Consider the following 22394-nt stretch of genomic DNA (forward strand, 5'->3'; position numbering starts at 1 on the left):
GATGAAAATGCACGATGACAATCAAAAGGAAAAGAAATGGCACGAAAGTACCTACTCAAAAAGTGACTTTGTTGGATGTTCTAATGGGTATTCTGCTGCTGCTAGGTGTTCTGATCATCAGTTATCCTTTTGTAAGTAATCAGCTCAACACCTTTTTGGATCAACAGTTGATCAGCTACTACCAAAGCCAAGCTAAAAAAATGAGTGAAATAGAAAAACAACAAAAAAGGAACCAGTTGGAACGAGTAAATCAAGAGCTGGCACAGCATCCCAGCAATCCTGGAATCAAAGAAACGCAAGATTTATCAGAAACAAGGGACTCAGAATCAGGCGATACACCTGATTACTATGAACGACATACGATCGGCGTTTTAAAGATCCCCGTGATTGGTGTCGCTCTCCCGATTTTTGATCAAACCACCGATACGTTGTTAAAAAGAGGAGCAACATTATTGGAGGGCGCTTCGTATCCAATAGGTGGTGAAGATACCCATGCAGTTTTGTGCGGACACCGTGGGTTAACGAGTGCAACCCTCTTTACGGATCTGCCTAAGCTGCAGATCGGCGATGAGTTTTATATCGAAACGTTTGATGATACGTTGGCGTATCAAATAGATCAGATTAAAACGGTCGCCCCTGATGATACCGAAGCACTAAAAATTGTCAAAGGCAGTGATTATGTCACCTTACTAACCTGCACACCCTATATGGTCAATAGCCATCGTTTATTGGTTCGCGGCAAAAGGGTTCCTTACAATGAAGAAAATGAAACAAATGCCGCAAAAAAAGCAAACCAGCAGGATTTGTGGGTGCTGCTAGTTGTAAGCACCACACTATTACTACTCCTGCTGGTGATTAGCAGAATCAAAAGAAAAAAACAGCATGATTTGATCACTCTCAGTGATAAGAAGCAAAGATAGCAGGTTTTCCTCTAGATCCACTAGAAAATGACTTGTTAACCTTACTCAGAACGAAACATGTCGTGTGAAATATGGTACAATAACGAAGATAAAAGGTAGTAAAAAACAGTCGGTCTAATGGTAAAGGTGTCAGAAAAAAGGAAGAATGAGTGGGTAGACAAGCTTTTTTTCAACCACTTCCCCAAAATTAAAAAGCGAGAAAGCGCGTATGACGCATGAGAATCGCGCTGAAAGCTTTACCTATGCACGAGGTTGGAACAAGAACATTGTCCTAAAGCAATTTTAGCAAAATGCCCAGTGTGACTAGTTTCTCTGATGGTTTTAGAGCAAATAGTCCTCGTTCTTGTTAGGTATATACTGCATGGATTTAGACACTACTGTCTTTTTTTACCAATTCGAAGAAGTACCAAGGAGGAAAACGTTCAAATGACCATTCAATGGTTTCCAGGCCATATGGCGAAAGCCAGACGTGAAGTAAGTGAGAAATTAAAATTCGTGGATATCGTTTTTGAACTCGTGGACGCACGCTTGCCGATCTCATCCCGCAACCCCATGCTGGACCAATTATTACAGCAAAAACCACGATTGATCTTGATCAATAAAGCGGATTTAGCAGATCCCGTTCAAACCAAAAAATGGGAGCATTATTTCCAAGCACAAGGCTATTTAGCCTTGGCGATCAACGCCCAAGACAATCAAGGCGTCAAAGCCATTGTCCCGACGGCTAAGCAAGTCTTGAAGGAAAAAATCGCTCGTGACAAAGCCAGAGGATTGAAGCCCCGTGCGATTCGAGCGATGGTGATTGGCATTCCGAATGTCGGAAAATCAACCTTGATGAACCGTTTAGTAGGGAAGAAAATTGCTCAGACGGGTAATAAACCCGGCGTGACCAAAGGACAGCAATGGCTGCGTTTTGGGACTGATCTAGAGCTGCTAGATACGCCTGGGATCTTATGGCCAAAATTTGAAGATCCTGAGATTGGTAAAAAATTGGCATTGACGGGGGCTATTAAAGATCAGCTGATCCATTTGGATGATATCGCATTGTATGGACTTGATTTTTTTGCCCGCTATTATCCTGAAAGAATCGCCAATCGTTACCAACTAAAGGCGGAGGAAGAGGCGTTGTTAGCGCCGGACCTGTTGATGAAAATCACTGAAAAACGTGGGTATAAAGATAACTATGATCGAGGAAGCGAGCTTGTTGTCTTTGACATTCGGCAAGGAAAATTAGGCCGTTATACACTAGATCGAGTGGAGGAAATGGAAAGCCAAGATGAAACAACCGATTAAGACAATCAAAGAGCGATTATTTGATCCAACCTTTAATGACCCGGCATTTTTGCAGGAATTGCTAGCAGATGAACGCGCAGGGGTCCAAAAGCTGTTGCAACGATATGAGAAACAATTAGTCAAACAGCAGCTATTGCAGGAAAAATACGAAGAAATGATGCGTTTTGAAAACGAAGCATTTCAACAAGGCGCCCGTTTTATCGCCGGTTTAGATGAAGTGGGGCGCGGACCTTTAGCAGGACCCGTGGTGTCAGCTGCGGTGATTCTGCCTAAAGAATGCCAGATTTTGGGGTTAAATGATTCAAAACAGCTTTCTGCGAAGAAAAGAGAAGAACTGTTTATCGAAATTCAAAATAAAGCCGTTGCTGTCGGTATCGGTGTGGTTAGTCCTGAAGAAATCGATCGGATAAATATCTATCAAGCGAGCCGCCTGGCGATGAAAGAAGCTTTGATCGACTTAGCGGTCAAGCCGGAACATTTGCTCATTGATGCGATGACCATCGAGACCGACATCCCTCAACAAAGCTTGATCAAAGGCGATGCCCGCTCCATTTCGATTGCCGCAGCAAGTATCATTGCCAAAGTCTATCGTGACAATTTAATGAAAGATTTTCATGATGTGTATCCTTTTTATGGGTTTGATCAAAATGCTGGGTATGGGACCAAAGTTCATTTAGAAGGGTTAGCTGCCCATGGAATTTGCCCTATTCATCGTAAAACCTTTGCCCCAGTTAAACAATACTTATAAATTTCATCCATCCCTCTTTTTTTAGCGAATCTTATAAGTAAGATCACTAAGAAAAGAGGGTTTTGTTTATGAAGTATCAACAAGCAACAGATTTTGAAAAACAGTTGATAAAACTGTACTACTGTCAGGGAATCGGTCTGCAAGGTTGCTGGAAGATTATTTGGCATTGGCTGGAAACAAAAGAAATGCGTTGTTCGTTGGAAGAGATGATTGCCATCGGCATCCTTCCACAGCATAGGACGGTTTTTCGCCGATCGTGGGAGCAAATGACAGAAGAGCACATCACACAAAAGATGGGGGGACAAAACTACCTCACCTTCTTTTCAGCGGAGTATCCGATGCTTTTAAGACAAATTGCGGACCCACCATTATTACTATTTTACGAAGGAAATCTGCAATTGTTGCAAACGCCCATGATTGGATTTGTCGGCGCAAGAACAGCTTCTCGCTACGCGCGTAAAGTTTGCGAAAAGCTGATCCCGCCTTTAGTGACAGAAAACTATACGATCGTCAGTGGATTAGCAAATGGCGTCGACAGTTTTGCCCATGAATCAGCCATCAGAAATCGGGGACAAACCATTGCCGTGATTGCTTCTGGTTTGGAACATTGTTATCCTACTTCTGCGTATCCGTTGTTCCAGCAGATTCGTCAAGAACATCTAGTACTGAGTGAATATTCTCACGACACCAAACCGCAAAGACATCACTTCCCCTTACGCAATCGCATCATTGCCGGTATTTCAAAAGCGATCTGTGTGATTGAAGCTAAAGAAAGAAGCGGTTCTTTGATTACGGCACAATTAGCAATGGAAAATGGCCGAGAAGTTTTTGCAGTGCCTGGTGAAATGATTTCCGATCAGTCAAAAGGTTGTCACCACTTGATTCAAGATGGCGCAAAATGTACGATTAGTGTGTCAGATATTTTACAGGAGTTAGCCTTTTTTTGATTTTTCCAATCAACCTTCCTTGACAAACCTTTTCTTGAAAGCTATGATAAGCTACGATTTGTATGTTTCATCTGCATACGATAGGTTCACTGATTGATAGAATATAATAGTAGGAAAAATTCAGGAAGGAGCCATTCTTTATATGGCATATAAATATTTAGTAATCGTGGAATCGCCGGCAAAGGCGAAAACCATTGAAAAATACCTTGGACGAAATTACAAAGTCGTCGCAAGTGTCGGTCATATTCGTGATCTTCCTAAAAGTAAAATGGGAATTGATGTCGAAAATGACTACGAACCGCATTACATTTCGATACGTGGCAAGGGCGATGTAATCAAAAGTCTCCGTTCAGCTGCGAAAAAAGCCGAAAAAGTCTACCTCGCAAGTGACCCGGATAGAGAAGGAGAAGCTATTGCTTGGCATTTAGCTTTTCTACTTGGATTAGATTTAAAAGATAAAAATCGCGTCGTCTTTAATGAAATCACTAAAGATGCGGTCAAAGCAGCCTTCAAAGAGCCAAGAACGATCGATGTAGATCTTGTTGACGCTCAACAAGCGCGCCGGATTTTAGACCGATTAGTCGGGTATTCATTGAGCCCGATCCTTTGGCGTAAAGTGAAAAAAGGATTGAGTGCTGGCCGTGTTCAATCGGTGGCGCTTAAGATTATTATTGATCGTGAAAAAGAGATCCGTGATTTTGTTCCTGAAGAATATTGGAGCATTGATGGAAACTTTAAAAAAGCCACGAAAAAATTCAAAGCCAATTTTTGGGGCCTAGATGGCAAAAAGAAAAAATTACCGAATGCTGAAAGCATAAAAGAAATCACCGATCGTCTTTCTAGTAAAGAGTTTCAAGTGACGAAGGTTGAAAAGAAAGAACGCAAACGCAACCCGGCGGCACCGTTTACCACCAGTAGCTTGCAACAAGAAGCAGCCCGTAAACTGAACTTTCGAACGCGGAAAACCATGATGGTCGCACAGCAGCTCTATGAAGGGATCGCTCTTGGTAAACAAGGAACCGTTGGTTTGATCACCTATATGCGTACCGATTCGACCCGAATCGCAGACACAGCCAAAGGTGAAGCGGCCGAATTTATTGAAAGTACTTATGGTTCAGAGTTTTCGGCGCACGGTGGCAAAAAACGCGCGAATGCACAAGGGGCACAAGATGCCCATGAAGCGGTAAGACCAACAAGTGTGATGCGTACGCCAGAAGCCATGGAGAAATTCTTAGACAAAGACCAACTAAAACTGTATCGCTTGATCTGGTCTCGCTTTGTGGCTAGTCAAATGACGCCGGCGATTTTGGATACAATGAAAGTTACCTTGGATCAAAATGGTGTCATCTTTATTGCCAATGGTTCAAAGATCAAATTTAAAGGGTTTATGCAGGTCTATGTGGAAGGGCGCGATGATGGCAAAGAAGACAAAGAGAACATTTTGCCAGAGTTAATTGAAGGAGATGTGGTCCAATCCGTATCGATCGAACCAAAACAGCATTTCACTCAACCACCTGCCCGCTACAGTGAAGCCACCTTGATCAAAACCCTTGAAGAGAACGGTGTGGGTCGTCCTTCAACTTATGCACCAACGTTGGAAACAATCCAACGACGTTATTATGTGAAATTGACACAAAAACGTTTCGAGCCAACTGAACTTGGTGAGATCGTCAATTCATTGATCGAGGAATTCTTCCCGCAAATCGTTGATATGCATTTTACTGCTGAAATGGAAAATAGCTTGGATAGCATTGAAGCTGGGAAAGAAGAATGGGTCAAAGTCGTCGATCAATTCTACCGTCCATTTGAAAAAGAATTGACGACTGCAGAAGAAAGTATCGAAAAAATTCAAATCAAAGACGAACCTGCAGGCTTTGACTGTGACCTTTGTGGCCATCCAATGGTGATCAAATTAGGTCGCTACGGAAAATTTTATGCCTGCAGCAATTTCCCTGACTGTCGCAACACGAAACCAATCGTCAAAGAAATCGGCGTTGAGTGCCCGGTCTGTCATCAAGGCCAAGTTGTTGAACGCAAATCGAAAAAAAATCGGTTGTTTTATGGATGTACCCGCTATCCGGACTGTGACTTTACTTCTTGGGACAAACCTGTAGGCCGTAATTGTCCGAAATGTGATAATTACTTAGTCGAGAAGAAAGTTAAAGGCGGCAAGCAAGTCGTGTGTATCAATGGGGACTATGAAGAAAATGTGCAAAAATAACTAGCAGGATTCCCTGTTAAAAAAAGAATCGGCGCATTCTTTTGAACGGTCAGCCTTGATGTTGGCTGACAAAAGAAAGTGCCGGTCCTTTTGATTAATACAAGCAGTTTCTTATGACAAGAGGCGAGCTTTTGAAATAAAAGGAGAGCACTATGAAAGAAATCAATGTTATTGGTGCCGGTTTAGCCGGAAGCGAAGCTGCTTGGCAAGCAGCGCAAGCAGGTGTCGCAGTAAAGCTTTATGAAATGCGTCCTAAGAAATCGACAGAAGCCCATCATACAAATAATTTTGCCGAGCTTGTTTGTACGAATTCACTACGAGGCAACAATTTAACAAATGCGGTCGGTGTTTTGAAAGAAGAGATGCGTCGCTTAGATTCAGTGATTATTACCTCTGCAGACAAAACAGCGGTTCCAGCAGGTGGAGCTTTAGCTGTTGATCGTGATGATTTTTCAGAGTTAGTCACCAAACGTGTCAAAGAACATCCTTTAGTCACTGTCATCGAAGAGGAGATCACTGAAATTCCAGATGGGATCACCGTGATTGCAACTGGACCTTTGACTTCTGAACCTTTATCCAAAGCGATCCAAGCTTTTAACGGATCAGAAGGATTTTATTTCTATGACGCAGCAGCACCGATCGTCGATAAATCCACCATCAATATGGATAAAGTTTATTTGAAATCACGCTATGACAAAGGCGAAGCAGCCTATCTGAACTGTCCAATGAACGAAGAGGAGTTTTATGCGTTTCGTGAAGCTTTAGTCAATGCGGAAGTGGCCCCTTTGAAAGAATTCGAAAAAGAAAAATTTTTTGAAGGATGTATGCCAATCGAAGTTATGGCTGGCCGTGGACCGAAAACCATGTTGTTTGGTCCGATGAAACCAGTTGGATTGGAAGATCCGAAAACCGGCAAACGTCCCTACGCAGTGATTCAGTTGCGTCAAGACAATGCGGCTGCTTCTCTTTACAACATCGTTGGTTTTCAAACACATTTAAAATGGGGCGAGCAAAAACGGGTTTTCCGTATGATCCCTGGTTTGGAAGAGGCAGAATTTGTGCGCTACGGCGTGATGCATCGGAATAGTTTTATGAATTCACCAGAGTTGTTACAACAAACGTACCAATCGAAAAAACGTGAAGACCTCTTTTTTGCTGGTCAGATGACAGGCGTTGAAGGGTATGTTGAAAGTGCAGCCAGTGGATTGATGGCCGGGATCAACGCTGCCAAACTTGCAAAAGGGGAAGCGCCGATCATTATGCCACAAGAGACGACAATTGGCAGTATGGCGTATTATATCACTCATGCAGAAGGCAAACACTTCCAACCGATGAATGCCAACTTTGGTTTGCTGCCAGAACTTCCAGAACGAATCAGAGATAAAAAATCTCGTTATGAAGCATTGGCAAACCGGGCATTAGCTGCCTTAGAAGAAGCCAAAGAACAACTATAAGAGCGATGAGTCATCACCTTCTTACTAATAAATGGTAAGAAGGTTTTTTTTTAATTTGTCTTGAAACTTTAATCAAGGTGACTTATGATAGACAGTAACAATGACAGAAGGTGGTGAAGATGGTGATTGGAGAATGGATTCATTTGATTCAAAACTATTTACAGCGTTTTCCTACAGTAATTCAATTTTTAGGATGGCTGATCCTTTTGGTCGGGGTCATTTTCGTTGTCTTTGTTTTATTTAGTTTGCTGTTAGGTCCCATTATGTGGCTTTACAATCGCATCACAGACAAAAACCGCAGCAATGTCATTAGTCGCAATGATTTTGTGATCGGTGAACTGACGGAAAAGATTGTCGGAGATACAATCGGCGAAGTCATGGAGATAGGGAGTCAAGGTGCACGTTCTGTTTATCCTGCACGTTTTTTTCGGGAAGAAGATCGTGAAAACAATGTTCGATTGCCAGTCGGAACCAAAGTCATCATTGTCGATTTTGATAAAAAAGGGATCGCGTTGGTGGTGGAAAGTAAAAATTTTATAGAATAGGAAGTGTTACGTTATGGTGGATACAGGATCAGCAGTAGATTTTTTAAGTAATCCGATTTTATGGGGTGTTGTCCTCGTTGTTTTATTGATCGCTTTTTTGATGATACGCTATCGCATTGGGAAACCCGATGAAGCATTGATTGTTACGGGGTCGTTTTTAGGAAAAGAAGGCATCAAAATCTTAAAAAACAGTGGGACGTTTGTGATTCCTATTGTTCAAAAAGCCCATAAATTAAGTTTATTGACCCACAAGTTAGAGATTGGGACACCAGAAGTTTATACGGAACAAGGCGTACCGATCAAAGCCAGTGCGACGGTGCTTGTAAAGGTCGGCAACAGTACCGAGTCGATCAAGACAGCTGCTGAGCAATACTTAGGCAAATCCACAGGTGAATTGGAAGATGAAGCCCAAGAAGTCTTAGAAGGTCACTTACGGGCGATTCTAGGAACGATGACGGTAGAAGCCATCTATAAAAACCGCGATGATTTTGCGGAACAAGTGCAAGAAGTTGCCTCTACGGACTTGAAGAAAATGGGGTTGGAGATCGTTTCGTTTACGATCAAAGATGTCAGCGACAGCAATGGCTACTTGGATGCGTTAGGACGCCCTCAGATTGCTGAAGTGAAAAAAAATGCCGAAGTAGCGGAATCCAATGCCTTAAGAGAAACTCGAATCAAGCAAGCTGAGAATGAGCAATTGGCACAGCATGAAGAGATCCGTCGCCAAACAGAAATCGCAGAAGCGACAAAAGATATGGCATTGAAACAAGCACAATACAAACAAGAACGCGAAGTTGCGGATGCGAAAGCGGAACAGATCGCGGTCGGCGAACAAATGAAAGTTCAATTGATCGAACAAGAAAAAAATATCGAGATTCAAGAAAAACAAGCGGAATTGACGGAAAAAGAATTGAATGCAACTGTCCGTAAAAAAGCCGAAGCGGATAAATATGTGGTTGAACAAAACGCTTTAGCAGACAAAGCAAGAGAAATCGCACGAGCACAAGCGGAAGCGGAAAAAGTCAAATTAGCTGCCCAAGCAGAAGCCGAACGAATTGAAAAACTAGGTAGTGCCGACGCGGAACGGATCGCAAAAGTCGGTCAAGCCGAAGCGGAAAGCCGTGAAAAGATGGCGATTGCTTTGACCAAACTGAACGAAGCTGGTATTTTGATGGAGTTCATCAAAGTGCTGCCTGAAATCGCGAAAGAGGTCAATGCGCCACTGAGCAATATTGATAAAGTGGTTAGCTTTGGCGGCAATGATGGTCTTCAATCAATGGGGGAAGCTGGTTTAGCGCGAACCTTTGATACGATCAAAGAGACAACCGGATTAGACTTAGTTGGGTTAATCAATGACACGATGTCCACAAAACAAGGAAACAAAGAGCTAGTTCAGGCTGTATCTGAAAGCACTGGTTCGCATCAGCCAACAACTGATCCAATCGAATAAAAGCAAATAAGTGGAAACGTATCAGTCCCTCTTTCTTTTGAGGAGAGGGACTGGTACGTTTTTCTGGCGCATTTAACGGATCTTTCTGAACAAAGATAAGAATCTTACGTAGATTCTTAGAAAGTTTTCACAATTATGTCTAAACTTTGAAATATTGATTAAATTCTGACAATTCATTTGTTTTTTTTTGTGGTCTATGCTAAAGTTATTTCGAATCATGAAAAGGGGGGTTAATTTGCAAACAGATCAGTTTCAAGAAGAGTTTTTTCGTTATCTTATTGTTGAAAGAGGGTATTCGGAAAAGACAAAAAAAGCGTATCAAGAAGATATGGGCGATTTTTTTCACTTCTTAAAAGAGTCTGGCAATGAAGACCCATTAGCAGTGGAATACCGCGATGTTCGCGTCTATTTAAGCTATTTGACGGAACGAGAGTACAGCCGTAATTCCATCAGTCGTAAAATGGCTAGTTTGCGATCTTTTTATCAGTTTCTAACCAAGCATGAGATCGTCAAAGAGAATCCTTTCGCCTACATTCATTTAAAAAAGAAAAACGCCAAATTGCCGCGTTTTTTTTATGAGAAGGAAATGGATGCTCTCTTTCAAAGTGTTGCTGGCGATGAGCCACTACAACAGCGCAATCAAGCATTGTTAGAAGTCCTTTATGGTTCAGGTTTGCGGGTCAGTGAGTGCAGCAGTCTCACACTGGGGGCAATCGATTGGGAAAGCGGCGTATTACTGATCCATGGGAAGGGGAATAAGGATCGCTATGTTCCTTTCGGTAGTTACGCACAAGCAGCAGTCAAACGCTATCTTTCCTCAGGACGCAAACAGCTGATGGAAAAGCAGAACAAGGAACACGAGATCCTTTTCGTGAATCATCTTGGTGACGGGATCACTGCAACTGGGATCGAATATGTTTTGAATCAAATCATTCGAAAAAGCAGTTTAGACAGTAAAATCCATCCTCATATGCTTCGGCATACGTTTGCAACCCATTTATTAAACAATGGCGCCGATATGCGGACCGTTCAAGAACTGTTGGGGCATGCCAATCTATCGACGACACAGATTTATGCGCATGTCACCAAAGACAGTTTACAAAAAAATTATCGCCAATTTCATCCACGCGCGTAAAATTGGTACAGGAGGAACATAAATGAAGTCAGAATTTCATTCAACCACCATCTGTGCGGTTGAAAAAGATGGAAAATTTGCCATGGCCGGTGACGGACAAGTAACGATGGGAGAACAGGTCGTTATGAAAGGAACCGCTCGGAAAGTCCGTCGAATTTACAATGGTGAAGTGATCGTTGGTTTTGCCGGCAGTGTGGCAGATGCCTTTACCTTGGAAGAAAAATTTGAAGGAAAACTAAATGAATACAACGGAAATTTGCAACGAGCTGCAGTAGAATTGGCTCAAGAATGGCGGACTCAGCAGTCGATGCAAAAATTAGAGGCGATGCTGATCGTCATGAATGATAAGGAGATGCTTTTGGTCTCTGGGACAGGCGAAGTCATTTCGCCAGATGAAGGGATCTTAGCCATCGGTTCAGGTGGAAACTATGCCTTGGCAGCAGCCCGTGCAATGAAACGTTATGGCGGTGAACTATCTGCCAAAGAAATTGCTGAAGGTGCCTTGAATATTGCCGCAGACATTTGTGTCTTTACGAATCACAATATCATTGTAGAAGAGTTTTAAAGAGGGATGACGATATGACAAACCAAAACAAATCACCACGAGAAATCGTGAAAGAATTAGATGAATACATCGTTGGACAAACCAACGCCAAAAAATCAGTGGCTGTTGCTTTGAGAAATCGCTACCGCCGGCTGCAATTAGATGAAAAGATGCAACAAGATGTCACACCAAAAAATATTTTGATGATCGGACCAACAGGGGTTGGTAAAACGGAAATTGCGCGACGCTTAGCAAAGATCGTTGATGCACCTTTCGTTAAGTTAGAAGCGACGAAATTCACGGAAGTCGGCTATGTCGGTCGAGACGTAGAATCGATGGTACGTGACCTCGTTGAGAATGCGATCCAAATCGTGAAAAAAGAACAATATAAAAACGTGCGGATCCAAGCAGAGAAAAAAGCCAACCGTCGTTTAGTAAAAGTCTTAGTTCCTGGTATTAAAAAGGAACAGAAAAAGAATACCAATCCTTATGAACAAATGATGAATATGTTCAACGCCGCACAACAACCAGAAGAGCCAAAAGAAGAATTGACAGATGAGATTCGCAGCAACCGTCAAGCCATTTTTGAGCAATTAGAAAAGGGCCTTTTAGACAACCGGGAAGTGACGATCCAAGTCGATGAGCCGAAAAATCAAGCACCGATGATGAACAATGGCTTAGAACAAATGGGGATCGATTTGAATGAAACCTTAGGAGCATTGAAACCGCAAAAGAAAATTGAACGCACAGTAACCGTAAAAGAAGCACGAGAATTGCTGATTCAAGAAGAATCTTCAAAACTGGTCAACGACGCGGATATTCATAGTGAAGCATTACGTTTAGCAGAATCTAGTGGCATCATTTTTCTAGATGAAATCGACAAAGTATCTTCGAAATCACAGCAGTCAGGAGAAGTTTCTCGTGAAGGGGTGCAAAGAGATATCTTGCCGATCGTTGAAGGATCGCAAGTCAATACGAAATACGGAACCCTACAAACAGACCATATCCTTTTTATTGCATCTGGGGCATTCCACCTGTCGAAACCAAGCGATCTGATCCCTGAATTGCAAGGGCGTTTCCCGATTCGTGTGGAACTAGATGATTTGACAAAAGAAGACTTTGTTAAAATTTTAACGGAGCCCAACAATGCCTTAGTCAAGCAATACATTGCCTTGTTAGGAACCGAAAATGTCAAAGTAGTCTTTACGATGGAAGCTATCGAGAAAATTGCCGAAATTGCTTATCAAGTGAATCGCGATACCGACAATATTGGTGCTCGTCGTTTGCATACGATTCTAGAGAAACTACTTGAAGACTTATTATTTGAAGCATCTGAGATGCAAATGGGTGAAATCACCATCACAGAAGCGTATGTGGAAGAAAAACTTGCGTCCATCGCAAAAGATGAAGACTTAAGCCGGTATATTTTATAAAGGGAGCGGACCAATGAAAACATTATTAGAAAAGACAAGACAAATCAACGAATTATTGCAGCAAAAAAACACCTTTAATTTAGCTTCTGATTTGCCTTACGACAAGATGGCTGTCATTTTAGGAAACATCCTAGACAGCAATGCGTATATTATTAGCATTGACGGTAGCGTGTTAGGTTTTGTTGAGAACCATGATGTCAATAATGAACGCATCAAAAAAATGTTTGTTGAAAAACAGTTTCCTAAAAATTATACAGATTTAGTCGATCACCTGACTTCCACAGAAGCTAATGTGCCAATCAGTGATGATATGACCGCTTTTCCTGTAGAAGGCCGTGAGTTGTATCCCAACGGACTAACGACCATCGTACCGATTTACGGTGCAGGGGAACGTTTAGGTACGATCATTCTTTCCAGAATCGATAAGTCCTTTGATGACGACGATTTGGTATTAGCGGAATACAGTGCGACAGTTGTTGGTATGCAATTCTTGTACCAAAAATCCCGCAGTATCGAAGAAGATGTTCGCAGTACCACAGCTGTTCAAATGGCAATCAACACCCTTTCTTATAGTGAGTTGAAAGCTGTTCAAGCAATCTTTGAGGCATTAGAAGGCGACGAAGGTCGTCTGACCGCGTCAAGTATCGCTGATCGCATTGGAATTACACGGTCGGTGATCGTAAATGCTTTGCGTAAACTAGAGTCTGCCGGCATTATAGAATCCCGCTCTTTGGGGATGAAAGGCACCTATTTAAAAGTGCTTAACAGCCGCTTTAAAGAGGAATTGACGAAACATCAATATTAGGAGATGAGACCATGACAGTTACCATCACGGCGGGTCATCTGCAAGCAAAAATTGCAGAAAAAGGGGCTGAGCTACAAAGCTTAGTTGATACAAGCAATGACCTTGAATATATTTGGCAAGCTGATCCAAACCACTGGGGAAAGCATGCGCCAATCTTATTTCCGATTGTTGGCGCCTTAAAAGAGGACACCTATCAGCATGAGGGCAAAAGTTATCATTTGCCCCGTCATGGGTTTGCCAGAGACATGGTGTTTACTGTCGTTGAAAAACGTACAGACTATGCCTTGTTTCTATTAGAAAGTTCAACTGAAACCAAAGCGAAGTATCCGTTTGATTTTCAGCTGTATGTCAGTTACGAATTAGGCGGTGATGGCTTAGTCGTCAAATATCAAGTAAAGAATAGCGGTCAAAAAGAACTATTCTTCTCCATTGGAGGACACCCTGCGTTCAATGTCCCACTTGAAAAAGGGCTGACATTTGAAGACTACTACCTTTCTTTTTCTCCAAAGAAATCACGAGTGAAATTGCCATTAAAAGGCAATTATATTGATTATGAACAACGCACACTCGGTCAAACGAATACGGATTTGCGCTTGACCCACGATATGTTTGCAAATGATGCGCTGGTTTATGAAACGAAAGGATTACATTCCTACTCGATTCGCAGTGAGAAATCGCCTCATAGTGTTACGTTAAGCTACAATAATATGCCGTATGTCGGTTTTTGGTCCACGTATCCCGTAAAATCGCCGTTTCTATGTATAGAACCATGGTGCGGTATCGCAGATACACTGGAAGCTTCCGGTGAGCTTTCAGAAAAATTGGGTATTCAAGCACTTTCGCCTGAGGAGTTATTTGAAACAAAGTACTCGATCACAGTCAAATAAAAGCAGGCAAAAAGAAGCTGAGAAAAGTCATTGCACTTTTCTCAGCTTCTGCTTATTTGTTCGCTTGACGCTTATTCAGACCAAACGGTACCCGACTTTCAGTCCCGTCTTTAATACGTGAAATATTTTCGCGATGGCGAATAAAGATAAAAATCGTTACGCCGATCGCGATGAAGGTCAGCAACCAGTTTTGCTCAGGCAATATCGCAGGGGCGATAAAAGGCAAAACGACCGTCGATAAGGTGATCAAACACGCCGCGATCATACTGGTCAGGCTTACCATACTTGTCACATAAAGACAGATAACAAAAATCAATGAAGAATAAATGAAAAAGAGCGGATTGTATCCTAAGAGCATCCCAGCACTTGTCGCCACCGCTTTGCCGCCTTTAAACTTGGCAAAGATCGGAAAGGTATGACCTAAGATCGCGCAGACCCCAAACCAGAGCGGATTGACGGTATGGAGACCAAAGAGGACAGGCAAACTGGTTGCCAAAGTTCCTTTTAAGATATCCATTAATAAAACAACGATCCCGGCTTTCTTTCCTAAAACGCGAAATGTATTGGTCGTTCCCGTATTGCCGCTGCCGAATTGGCGAATATCTTTTTTGAAAAACAATTGGCCAATCCAAACACCCGAGGGGATCGAACCTAAAAGGTAAGCAACAATAAATAAAAGAATCGTATTCATAATAACCAACTTTCTTTGCAAGGCTAGGGCAATTTTAGCATGAAAACGCCTTTCCAACAATAAGAAAATCTTTCGCTAGTCAGGGAAAGAAGAAAAACAGCTTTCCTCGGAGCTGTGAAACACAAACAAGCCATTTTGTGACTCTAGCTTGTGCAAACAAAGGAAAAAGGATAAGATAGTTTAGAAAAATGTTCGCTTGAAAAAAGCGTATTTTGTGTTAAGATTTTTTTTGCAGTCCTTTCAGCAGTAAAAAAGGACTGATCAAGATTAAAGGAGCGGTGGGTTTGGCAAAGAAAACCACAGAATATAATGATGCTTCCATTCAGGTCTTAGAGGGCCTAGAAGCAGTAAGAAAACGGCCAGGAATGTATATCGGCTCGACCGATAGCCGCGGCTTACATCACTTAGTGTATGAAATCGTCGATAATGCGGTTGATGAGGCACTCTCTGGATACGGCAATGAAATCGATGTTACGATCCACAAAGACAATAGTATCAGTGTTCGAGACAATGGGCGAGGAATGCCGGTCGGGACACATGCATCGGGAATCCCTACTGTTGAAGTGATCTTCACAGTGCTACATGCCGGCGGGAAGTTTGGCCAAGGAGGCTACAAAACTTCTGGCGGCCTTCATGGGGTTGGTGCCAGTGTTGTAAATGCTCTATCCAGCTGGCTGGAAGTAGTCATCGTTCGTGATGGCATCGAATACAAACAGAGCTTCAAAGACGGTGGGAAACCAGCTGGTACTTTGAAAAAAATCGGCAAAACTCGTAAACCAACTGGAACCACAGTCACCTTTAAACCTGACGACACGATCTTTTCAACAACCAAATTCTCCTATGAAATTCTCGCAGAACGTTTAAGAGAATCGGCTTTCTTGCTAAAAGGGGTCAAAATCTCCCTGACGGATGAACGTGGGGAAGAACCAATTCATGAAGTTTTTTTATATGAAGAAGGCATCAAAGAATTCGTTGATTATTTAAATGAAGAAAAAGATACCTTGACCCAGGTGGTTTATTTTTCCGGTACCAAAGAAGCAATCGAGGTAGAACTTGCCTTTCAATACAATGATGGCTATTCGGAAAATGTCTTGTCCTTTGTCAACAATGTACGTACCAAAGATGGTGGTACCCATGAAGTTGGGATGAAAACATCAATGACGAAAGCTTTCAATGAATATGCCCGCAAGGTCAATTTGTTGAAGGAAAAAGATAAGAACCTTGAAGGTAGTGATTTTCGTGAAGGCTTAGCGGCCGTGCTGTCGATCCGTGTTCCAGAAAATCTTTTGCAATTTGAAGGACAGACCAAAGGGAAATTAGGAACACCCTTAGCAAGAAATGCTGTAGACAATGTGATTGGCGAGCAACTAGGCTATTACCTGCAAGAAAACAGTGAAATGAGTCAAATGCTGGTTCGTAAAGCGATCAAAGCAAGAGAGGCCCGTGAAGCTGCCAGAAAGGCGAGAGAAGAAAGCCGCACAGGAAAGAAACGCAAAAAAGGTGAGTCACTGCTTTCTGGAAAATTAACGCCTGCTCAGTCTCGTAATCCTAAGAAAAATGAATTGTATTTGGTGGAGGGGGACTCAGCCGGCGGGTCAGCGAAGCAAGGCCGTGACCGCAAGTTCCAAGCGATTTTACCGTTACGAGGCAAAGTTATCAATACGGAAAAAGCCAAGATGCAGGATATTTTGAAAAATGAAGAGATCAATACCATGATCTATACTATCGGTGCCGGTGTTGGCCCAGAGTTTTCGATTGAAGACTGCAATTATGACAAAGTCATTATCATGACCGATGCGGATACCGATGGGGCGCACATCCAAGTGCTGCTTTTAACGTTTTTCTACCGGTATATGAAACCTTTGATCGAAGCGGGAAAAGTATACATTGCTTTGCCACCTTTGTATAAAGTGTCTAAAGGGTTAGGGAAAAAGGCAGTAGTCGAATATGCTTGGACGGATGATGAACTAAGCAAACTGACCCAAAAAATCGGTAAAGGCTATATGCTTCAGCGCTACAAAGGGTTGGGGGAAATGAATGCCGATCAATTGTGGGAAACGACGATGGACCCAGAAACGCGGACGCTGATTCGGGTAAGAATCGATGATGCGGCTCAAGCAGAACGTCGCGTCACCACTTTGATGGGGGACAAGGTAGAACCTCGTCGGAAGTGGATCGAAAGCCATGTTCAATTCAGTTTAGAAGAAGATGGCAGTATTTTGGATAAAAAAGAAGATACGGTACCGGAATTAGTTGATGAAAAGTTAATGGATACCGAACAAGCAGAAAGCAAACATTTAGTTAAGGAATAGGAGGTGGTCTCTTGGAACACAGAAGCAATATACAAGAATTGACATTGGAAGAAGTGATGGGAGATCGCTTCGGTCGATATTCCAAATACATTATTCAAGAACGGGCATTGCCAGATATTCGTGATGGGTTAAAACCGGTTCAGCGGCGCATCTTGTTTGCCATGAACCAAGACGGCAATACGTATGACAAAGGCTTCCGCAAATCAGCGAAATCAGTCGGGAATATCATGGGGAACTTTCATCCCCATGGTGACTCGAGTATTTATGAAGCAATGGTCCGCATGAGCCAAGACTGGAAATTGCGTCAGATTTTGATTGAAATGCACGGAAACAACGGGAGTATGGATGGTGATCCGCCAGCTGCCATGCGTTATACCGAAGCACGACTTTCAGAATTAAGTGGTGAGCTGTTAAAAGATATCGAAAAAAACACCGTCGAATTGGTGTGGAATTTTGATGATACCGAAAAAGAACCAACGGTCTTACCAGCAAAATACCCAAATCTGTTAGTCAATGGCTCAACTGGGATCTCAGCTGGGTATGCAACGGAAATTCCCACCCATAATTTAGGGGAAATCATTGATGGAACGGTCTATTTGATCGACCATCCGCAAGCTTCTTTGGATCAGCTGATGAAGTATATTCCCGGCCCTGATTTTCCAACAGGAGGGATTTTACAAGGGAAAGAAGAAATCAAAAAAGCCTATGAAACAGGCAAAGGCAAAGTGATCCTGCGTTCGAAAACCAAGATCGAAGACATCAAAGGTGGCAAGCAGCAAATCGTTATCAATGAGATTCCCTATGAGGTCAATAAAGCCAATCTAGTCAAAAAAATGGATGAGATTCGTTTGAATAAACGGATCGACGGGATTGCTGAAGTGCGTGATGAAACTGACCGTACTGGTTTGCAGATCGTTGTCGAGCTGAAAAAAGAAGCAAATGCACAAGGAATTTTAAATTATTTATTTAAAAATACCGAATTGCAGATCAACTACAACTTCAACATGGTGGCTATCGACAATATGCGCCCCCAACAAGTCGGTTTGAAACGGATTTTAGAAAGCTACATCAAGCATCGGCGTGAAGTGATCGAAAAACGCAGTCGTTTTGAACTGCAAAAAGCCCAAAAGAGACAGCATATCGTCGATGGGTTAATCAAAGCTTTATCGATTCTTGATGAAGTGATCGCCACCATTCGCGGCAGTAAAGACAAAAAAGATGCCAAAAACAATCTGGTTGTTCAGCACGGTTTTACGGAAGAGCAAGCAGAAGCCATTGTGAACTTACAGTTGTACCGCTTGACCAATACGGATATCACACAATTGCAAGCAGAGGCGAAAGAACTTGCTGAAACGATCGCTGAATTGACAACGATTTTAAATGAGGAAAGTGAATTGCTGAAAGTGATCAAAAAGGAATTGCGGGAGATCAAGAAAAAATATTCGACACCGCGATTGACTGAGATCGAAGCCGAAATTCAAGAAATCAAGATCGAAACACAAGTTTTAGTCGCGCAAGAAGAAGTCGTCGTGACAGTCACAAGAGACGGTTATGTCAAACGCAGCAGTTTGCGTTCTTACGGTGCCTCAAAACCAGAAGAGATCGGCATGAAAGAAGGCGACTCTTTACTTTACAGCAACCAAATGAATACGTTGGATCATCTGTTATTGGTAACCAATAAAGGAAACACGATCTATCGTCCGGTTCATGAATTGCCTGATTTAAAATGGAAAGATCTAGGCGAACATATTTCGCAAACGGTTATGACACTGGCGCAAGATGAAATGATCATTGGGGTCTTTGCCTACAAAGAGATCGATCCGTTGAAAAACTTTGTGCTGATCAGTAAAAACGGCATGATTAAACAAACACGAATGACGGAATTTGAACCTTGGCGCACCTATAAGACACGGCCAATGACGATCATGAAGCTGAAAGATGAATCAGATGAATTAGTCAATGTCTTTTTGACTGATCAAACAGAAGAAATGGATGTCTTTTTAGTCAGTCATCTTGCCTTTGGCTTACGGTATTCGCTTAATGAAGTGCCCGTTGTGGGACCAAAAGCAGCTGGGGTCAAAGCGATGAACCTTAAAGCGGATGATTATCTTATCAATGGGTTGTTAGTTTATTCAGAAGGGGATACACCGATCGTTCTGATTACCCAACGTGGCGCAGCAAAACGCATGCTAGCCCAAGAGATCACCCAATTAGGACGGGCGAAGCGTGGATTGATGGTCTTACGGGAATTGAAGAAAAACCCTCATCGCGTAGTCTATATGGGGAATGGAGAGAACCAGCAGCTACTGGTAACCAACCAAAAAGGACAAGCCTTTGAAGTCATCACGAATCAAATCCCGATCAATGATCGGACCTCCAACGGCTCATTTATCATGGATGAGAAAACAGGGGGGCAAATCTACGAAGTGAAAACACAAATCAGTCCTGCAATCGCAGAGGATTCTGTACTATAAATTATAACAAAGCAACCATTCTGTACCAGTACAGAATGGTTGCTTTTTTGCCTCTTAATTAATCTTTCACATTAATAAAAAACGCACTTTAATAAAAGATTCACATTTGATAAATGCTTATAAATCTAAATTGTTCAAAATAATTCTTGAAAACACTTGCAATCATTAGGGTGTGTGTTATACTGTTCACGTAAAGCTGTTACATTAGTGAACAGAAAATTTAAGGAGGTCCATCAGATGGAACAATGGAATGGATTTAAAGGAAAAACTTGGAAAGAAGAAGTAAACGTACGCGACTTCATCCAAGAAAACTACACACCTTATGACGGAACAGATGAATTCCTAGCAGATGCTACTGAAGCAACGACGAAGCTATGGGATCAAGTCATGGAACTGAACAAGCAAGAGCGTGAAGCTGGCGGCGTATTGGATATGGATACAAAAGTCGTTTCAACGATTACTTCTCATGGACCTGGCTACTTAGACAAAAACTTAGAAACAGTTGTTGGTTTCCAAACGGAAAAACCATTTAAACGCAGCTTGCAACCATTTGGCGGCATCCGCATGTCAGAACAAGCAGCAGAATCTTACGGCTATGAAATCGATGCGGAAGTTTCTCACATTTTCCGCGACTACCGTAAAACACATAACCAAGGGGTATTTGATGCCTATACACCTGAAATCAGAGCAGCTCGTCGTTCTGGTGTAATCACAGGTCTTCCTGATGCATACGGCCGTGGCCGGATCATTGGTGACTACCGTCGTGTTGCATTATACGGAGTGGATTTCTTGATCAAAGAAAAACAACAAGACCTATTGTATTGCGGAAACGGAACCATGTCTGAAGACATTATCCGCCAACGTGAAGAATTAAGTGAACAAATTCGCGCTTTAAGCGAATTGAAAGAATTAGGAAACATTTACGGATTTGATATTTCTAAACCAGCTCAAACGGCGAAAGAAGCATTCCAATGGTTATATCTTGGTTACTTAGCAGCCATCAAAGAGCAAAATGGTGCGGCAATGTCATTGGGACGTACGTCAACTTTCCTTGATATTTATGTTGAACGCGATTTAAAAAATGGCGTGATCACTGAAGAAGAAGCACAAGAAATCGTTGACCATTTTGTCATGAAACTACGTCTTGTGAAATTTGCTCGGACGCCTGATTACAACGCATTGTTCTCTGGTGACCCAACTTGGGTAACTGAGTCAATCGCTGGTATGGGTGAAGATGGACGCCACATGGTAACAAAAAACAGCTTCCGTTTCTTACACACTCTAGCAAACTTAGGTCCAGCACCAGAACCAAACTTGACTGTTTTATGGTCAACACGTTTGCCTCATAACTTCAAAACATTCTGTGCGAAAATGTCGATCCAAACATCAGCGATTCAATATGAAAACGATGATGTGATGCGTGGACATTGGGGCGATGATTACGGAATCGCTTGTTGTGTATCCGCAATGCGCATCGGGAAACAAATGCAATTCTTTGGTGCTCGTGCCAACTTAGCGAAAACATTGTTGTATGCAATCAACGGTGGGGTCGATGAAAAATCAAAAGCACAAGTTGGACCAAAATTCCAACCAATTACTTCTGAATACTTGGATTACAACGAAGTAATGGGAAAATATGACACAATGATGGACTGGATTTGTGATCTGTATGTGAACACATTGAACATCATTCATTACATGCATGACAAATATTCTTATGAACGCATTGAAATGGCGCTCCAAGATACAGATATTCTACGTACGATGGCTACTGGTATCGCTGGTTTCTCTGTTGCAGTTGATTCATTATCAGCGATTAAATATGCCAAAGTTCGTACGATTCGTGATGAAAACGGCATTGTTGAAGATTACGAAATCGAAGGCGATTATCCTAAATACGGAAACAATGATGACCGTGTAGATGATATCGCAGTCAACTTGTTGAAAGCTTTCATGAAGAAAGTAAAACGCACAAAAACATATCGTGATGCAAAACATACAACTTCGATCCTTACAATCACTTCTAATGTGGTTTATGGGAAGAAAACAGGGAACACGCCTGATGGACGTCGTGCAGGTGCACCATTTGCTCCAGGTGCAAACCCAATGCATGGCCGCGATACGCATGGTGCATTAGCAAGTCTTTCGTCAGTTGCGAAATTACCATATGATTACTCATTAGATGGTATTTCAAACACCTTCTCAATCGTACCTAAAGCATTAGGTCGTGACGATGAGACACAACAAGAAAACCTAGCAACAATGCTAGATGGCTATGCAGCAAAAGGTGGTCACCACTTAAATATCAACGTATTTAACCGTGATACATTACTTGATGCGCAAGCTCACCCAGAAAAATACCCACAATTAACGATTCGGGTTTCTGGTTATGCGGTTAATTTCATTAAATTAACCAAAGAACAACAAGATGATGTCATTGCTCGTACAATGCACGAAGCAATGTAATAAGCAACAACTTCAGGCGGCGGACGGGAAAATCCGCCGCCTCTTGTTTTGAGAGTATCAGACGGAGCA

The 22394-nt window shown here is 42.2% G+C and carries 17 protein-coding genes; 16 read left to right on the forward strand and 1 reads right to left on the reverse strand.

Annotated elements, in window-relative coordinates:
* The first annotated feature begins 14 nt into the window (after positions 1–14).
* From A5877_RS14735 to A5877_RS14795, 13 genes are all read left to right on the forward strand, one after another.
* A complete protein-coding gene (locus A5877_RS14735) occupies positions 15–920 on the forward strand; it encodes a class C sortase (RefSeq protein WP_086299598.1) in 906 nt (301 codons plus the stop codon).
* 426 nt (positions 921–1346) lie between these two features.
* Complete coding sequence (gene ylqF / locus A5877_RS14740; protein ID WP_005229614.1) at positions 1347–2213, forward strand: ribosome biogenesis GTPase YlqF; 867 nt, start codon at positions 1347–1349, stop codon at positions 2211–2213.
* Entirely contained in the window at positions 2197–2961 is a 765-nt protein-coding gene (locus A5877_RS14745) for a ribonuclease HII (RefSeq protein WP_016621295.1), read from the forward strand. Before ylqF ends, A5877_RS14745 begins: the two co-directional genes overlap by 17 nt.
* Positions 2962–3029: 68 nt before the next feature.
* Positions 3030–3908 (forward strand): DNA-processing protein DprA, encoded by an 879-nt coding sequence (gene dprA / locus A5877_RS14750; RefSeq protein WP_016621296.1) that lies wholly within the window; start codon positions 3030–3032, stop codon positions 3906–3908.
* A 142-nt stretch (positions 3909–4050) separates the two neighbouring features.
* A complete protein-coding gene (gene topA, locus A5877_RS14755; RefSeq protein WP_061053957.1) occupies positions 4051–6129 on the forward strand; it encodes a type I DNA topoisomerase in 2079 nt (692 codons plus the stop codon).
* A 152-nt stretch (positions 6130–6281) separates the two neighbouring features.
* Positions 6282–7583 carry an FADH(2)-oxidizing methylenetetrahydrofolate--tRNA-(uracil(54)-C(5))-methyltransferase TrmFO gene (gene trmFO / locus A5877_RS14760; RefSeq protein WP_005236828.1) on the forward strand — a complete coding sequence of 434 codons (1302 nt, stop codon included), beginning with the start codon at positions 6282–6284 and terminating at the stop codon, positions 7581–7583.
* A 119-nt stretch (positions 7584–7702) separates the two neighbouring features.
* Positions 7703–8128 (forward strand): hypothetical protein, encoded by a 426-nt coding sequence (locus A5877_RS14765; RefSeq protein ID WP_008379668.1) that lies wholly within the window; start codon positions 7703–7705, stop codon positions 8126–8128.
* 13 nt (positions 8129–8141) lie between these two features.
* The gene (locus A5877_RS14770; protein WP_005236824.1) at positions 8142–9578 is read left to right on the forward strand and encodes a flotillin family protein; all 1437 of its coding nucleotides are present in this window, start codon (positions 8142–8144) and stop codon (positions 9576–9578) included.
* 235 nt (positions 9579–9813) lie between these two features.
* Positions 9814–10713, forward strand: coding sequence for a tyrosine recombinase XerC (gene xerC / locus A5877_RS14775; RefSeq protein ID WP_034872208.1), 900 nt, complete (start codon positions 9814–9816; stop codon positions 10711–10713).
* 22 nt (positions 10714–10735) lie between these two features.
* The gene (hslV, locus tag A5877_RS14780; protein WP_005229630.1) at positions 10736–11278 is read left to right on the forward strand and encodes an ATP-dependent protease subunit HslV; all 543 of its coding nucleotides are present in this window, start codon (positions 10736–10738) and stop codon (positions 11276–11278) included.
* Between the two features lie 14 nt (positions 11279–11292).
* On the forward strand, positions 11293–12690 hold the full coding sequence (hslU, locus tag A5877_RS14785) for an ATP-dependent protease ATPase subunit HslU (protein WP_005236820.1): 1398 nt from the start codon (positions 11293–11295) through the stop codon (positions 12688–12690).
* Positions 12691–12703: 13 nt separating this feature from the next.
* Positions 12704–13495: a GTP-sensing pleiotropic transcriptional regulator CodY gene (gene codY / locus A5877_RS14790; RefSeq protein ID WP_005236817.1), complete on the forward strand. Its 792-nt coding sequence runs from the start codon at positions 12704–12706 to the stop codon at positions 13493–13495.
* A gap of 11 nt (positions 13496–13506) precedes the next feature.
* A complete protein-coding gene (locus tag A5877_RS14795; RefSeq protein WP_005236816.1) occupies positions 13507–14382 on the forward strand; it encodes an aldose 1-epimerase family protein in 876 nt (291 codons plus the stop codon).
* 52 nt (positions 14383–14434) lie between these two features.
* On the opposite strand, the gene plsY is transcribed toward A5877_RS14795, so the two are convergent.
* Positions 14435–15073: a glycerol-3-phosphate 1-O-acyltransferase PlsY gene (gene plsY / locus A5877_RS14800; RefSeq protein ID WP_008379676.1), complete on the reverse strand. Its 639-nt coding sequence runs from the start codon at positions 15071–15073 to the stop codon at positions 14435–14437.
* 284 nt (positions 15074–15357) lie between these two features.
* Here plsY and parE point away from each other — a divergent pair, with 284 nt between their 5' ends.
* The 3 genes from parE (at position 15358) to pflB (ending at position 22325) form a co-directional block, all read left to right on the forward strand.
* Positions 15358–17385, forward strand: coding sequence for a DNA topoisomerase IV subunit B (parE, locus tag A5877_RS14805; RefSeq protein ID WP_034872209.1), 2028 nt, complete (start codon positions 15358–15360; stop codon positions 17383–17385).
* Positions 17386–17396: 11 nt separating this feature from the next.
* Complete coding sequence (gene parC / locus A5877_RS14810; RefSeq protein WP_005236805.1) at positions 17397–19859, forward strand: DNA topoisomerase IV subunit A; 2463 nt, start codon at positions 17397–17399, stop codon at positions 19857–19859.
* 237 nt (positions 19860–20096) lie between these two features.
* Entirely contained in the window at positions 20097–22325 is a 2229-nt protein-coding gene (pflB, locus tag A5877_RS14815; RefSeq protein ID WP_086317060.1) for a formate C-acetyltransferase, read from the forward strand.
* The last annotated feature ends 69 nt before the right edge of the window (positions 22326–22394 follow it).

Origin of the sequence: Enterococcus sp. 3C7_DIV0644, from assembly GCF_002141235.1 — a bacterium.
GTDB classification, from domain to species: domain Bacteria; phylum Bacillota; class Bacilli; order Lactobacillales; family Enterococcaceae; genus Enterococcus_D; species Enterococcus_D entomosocium.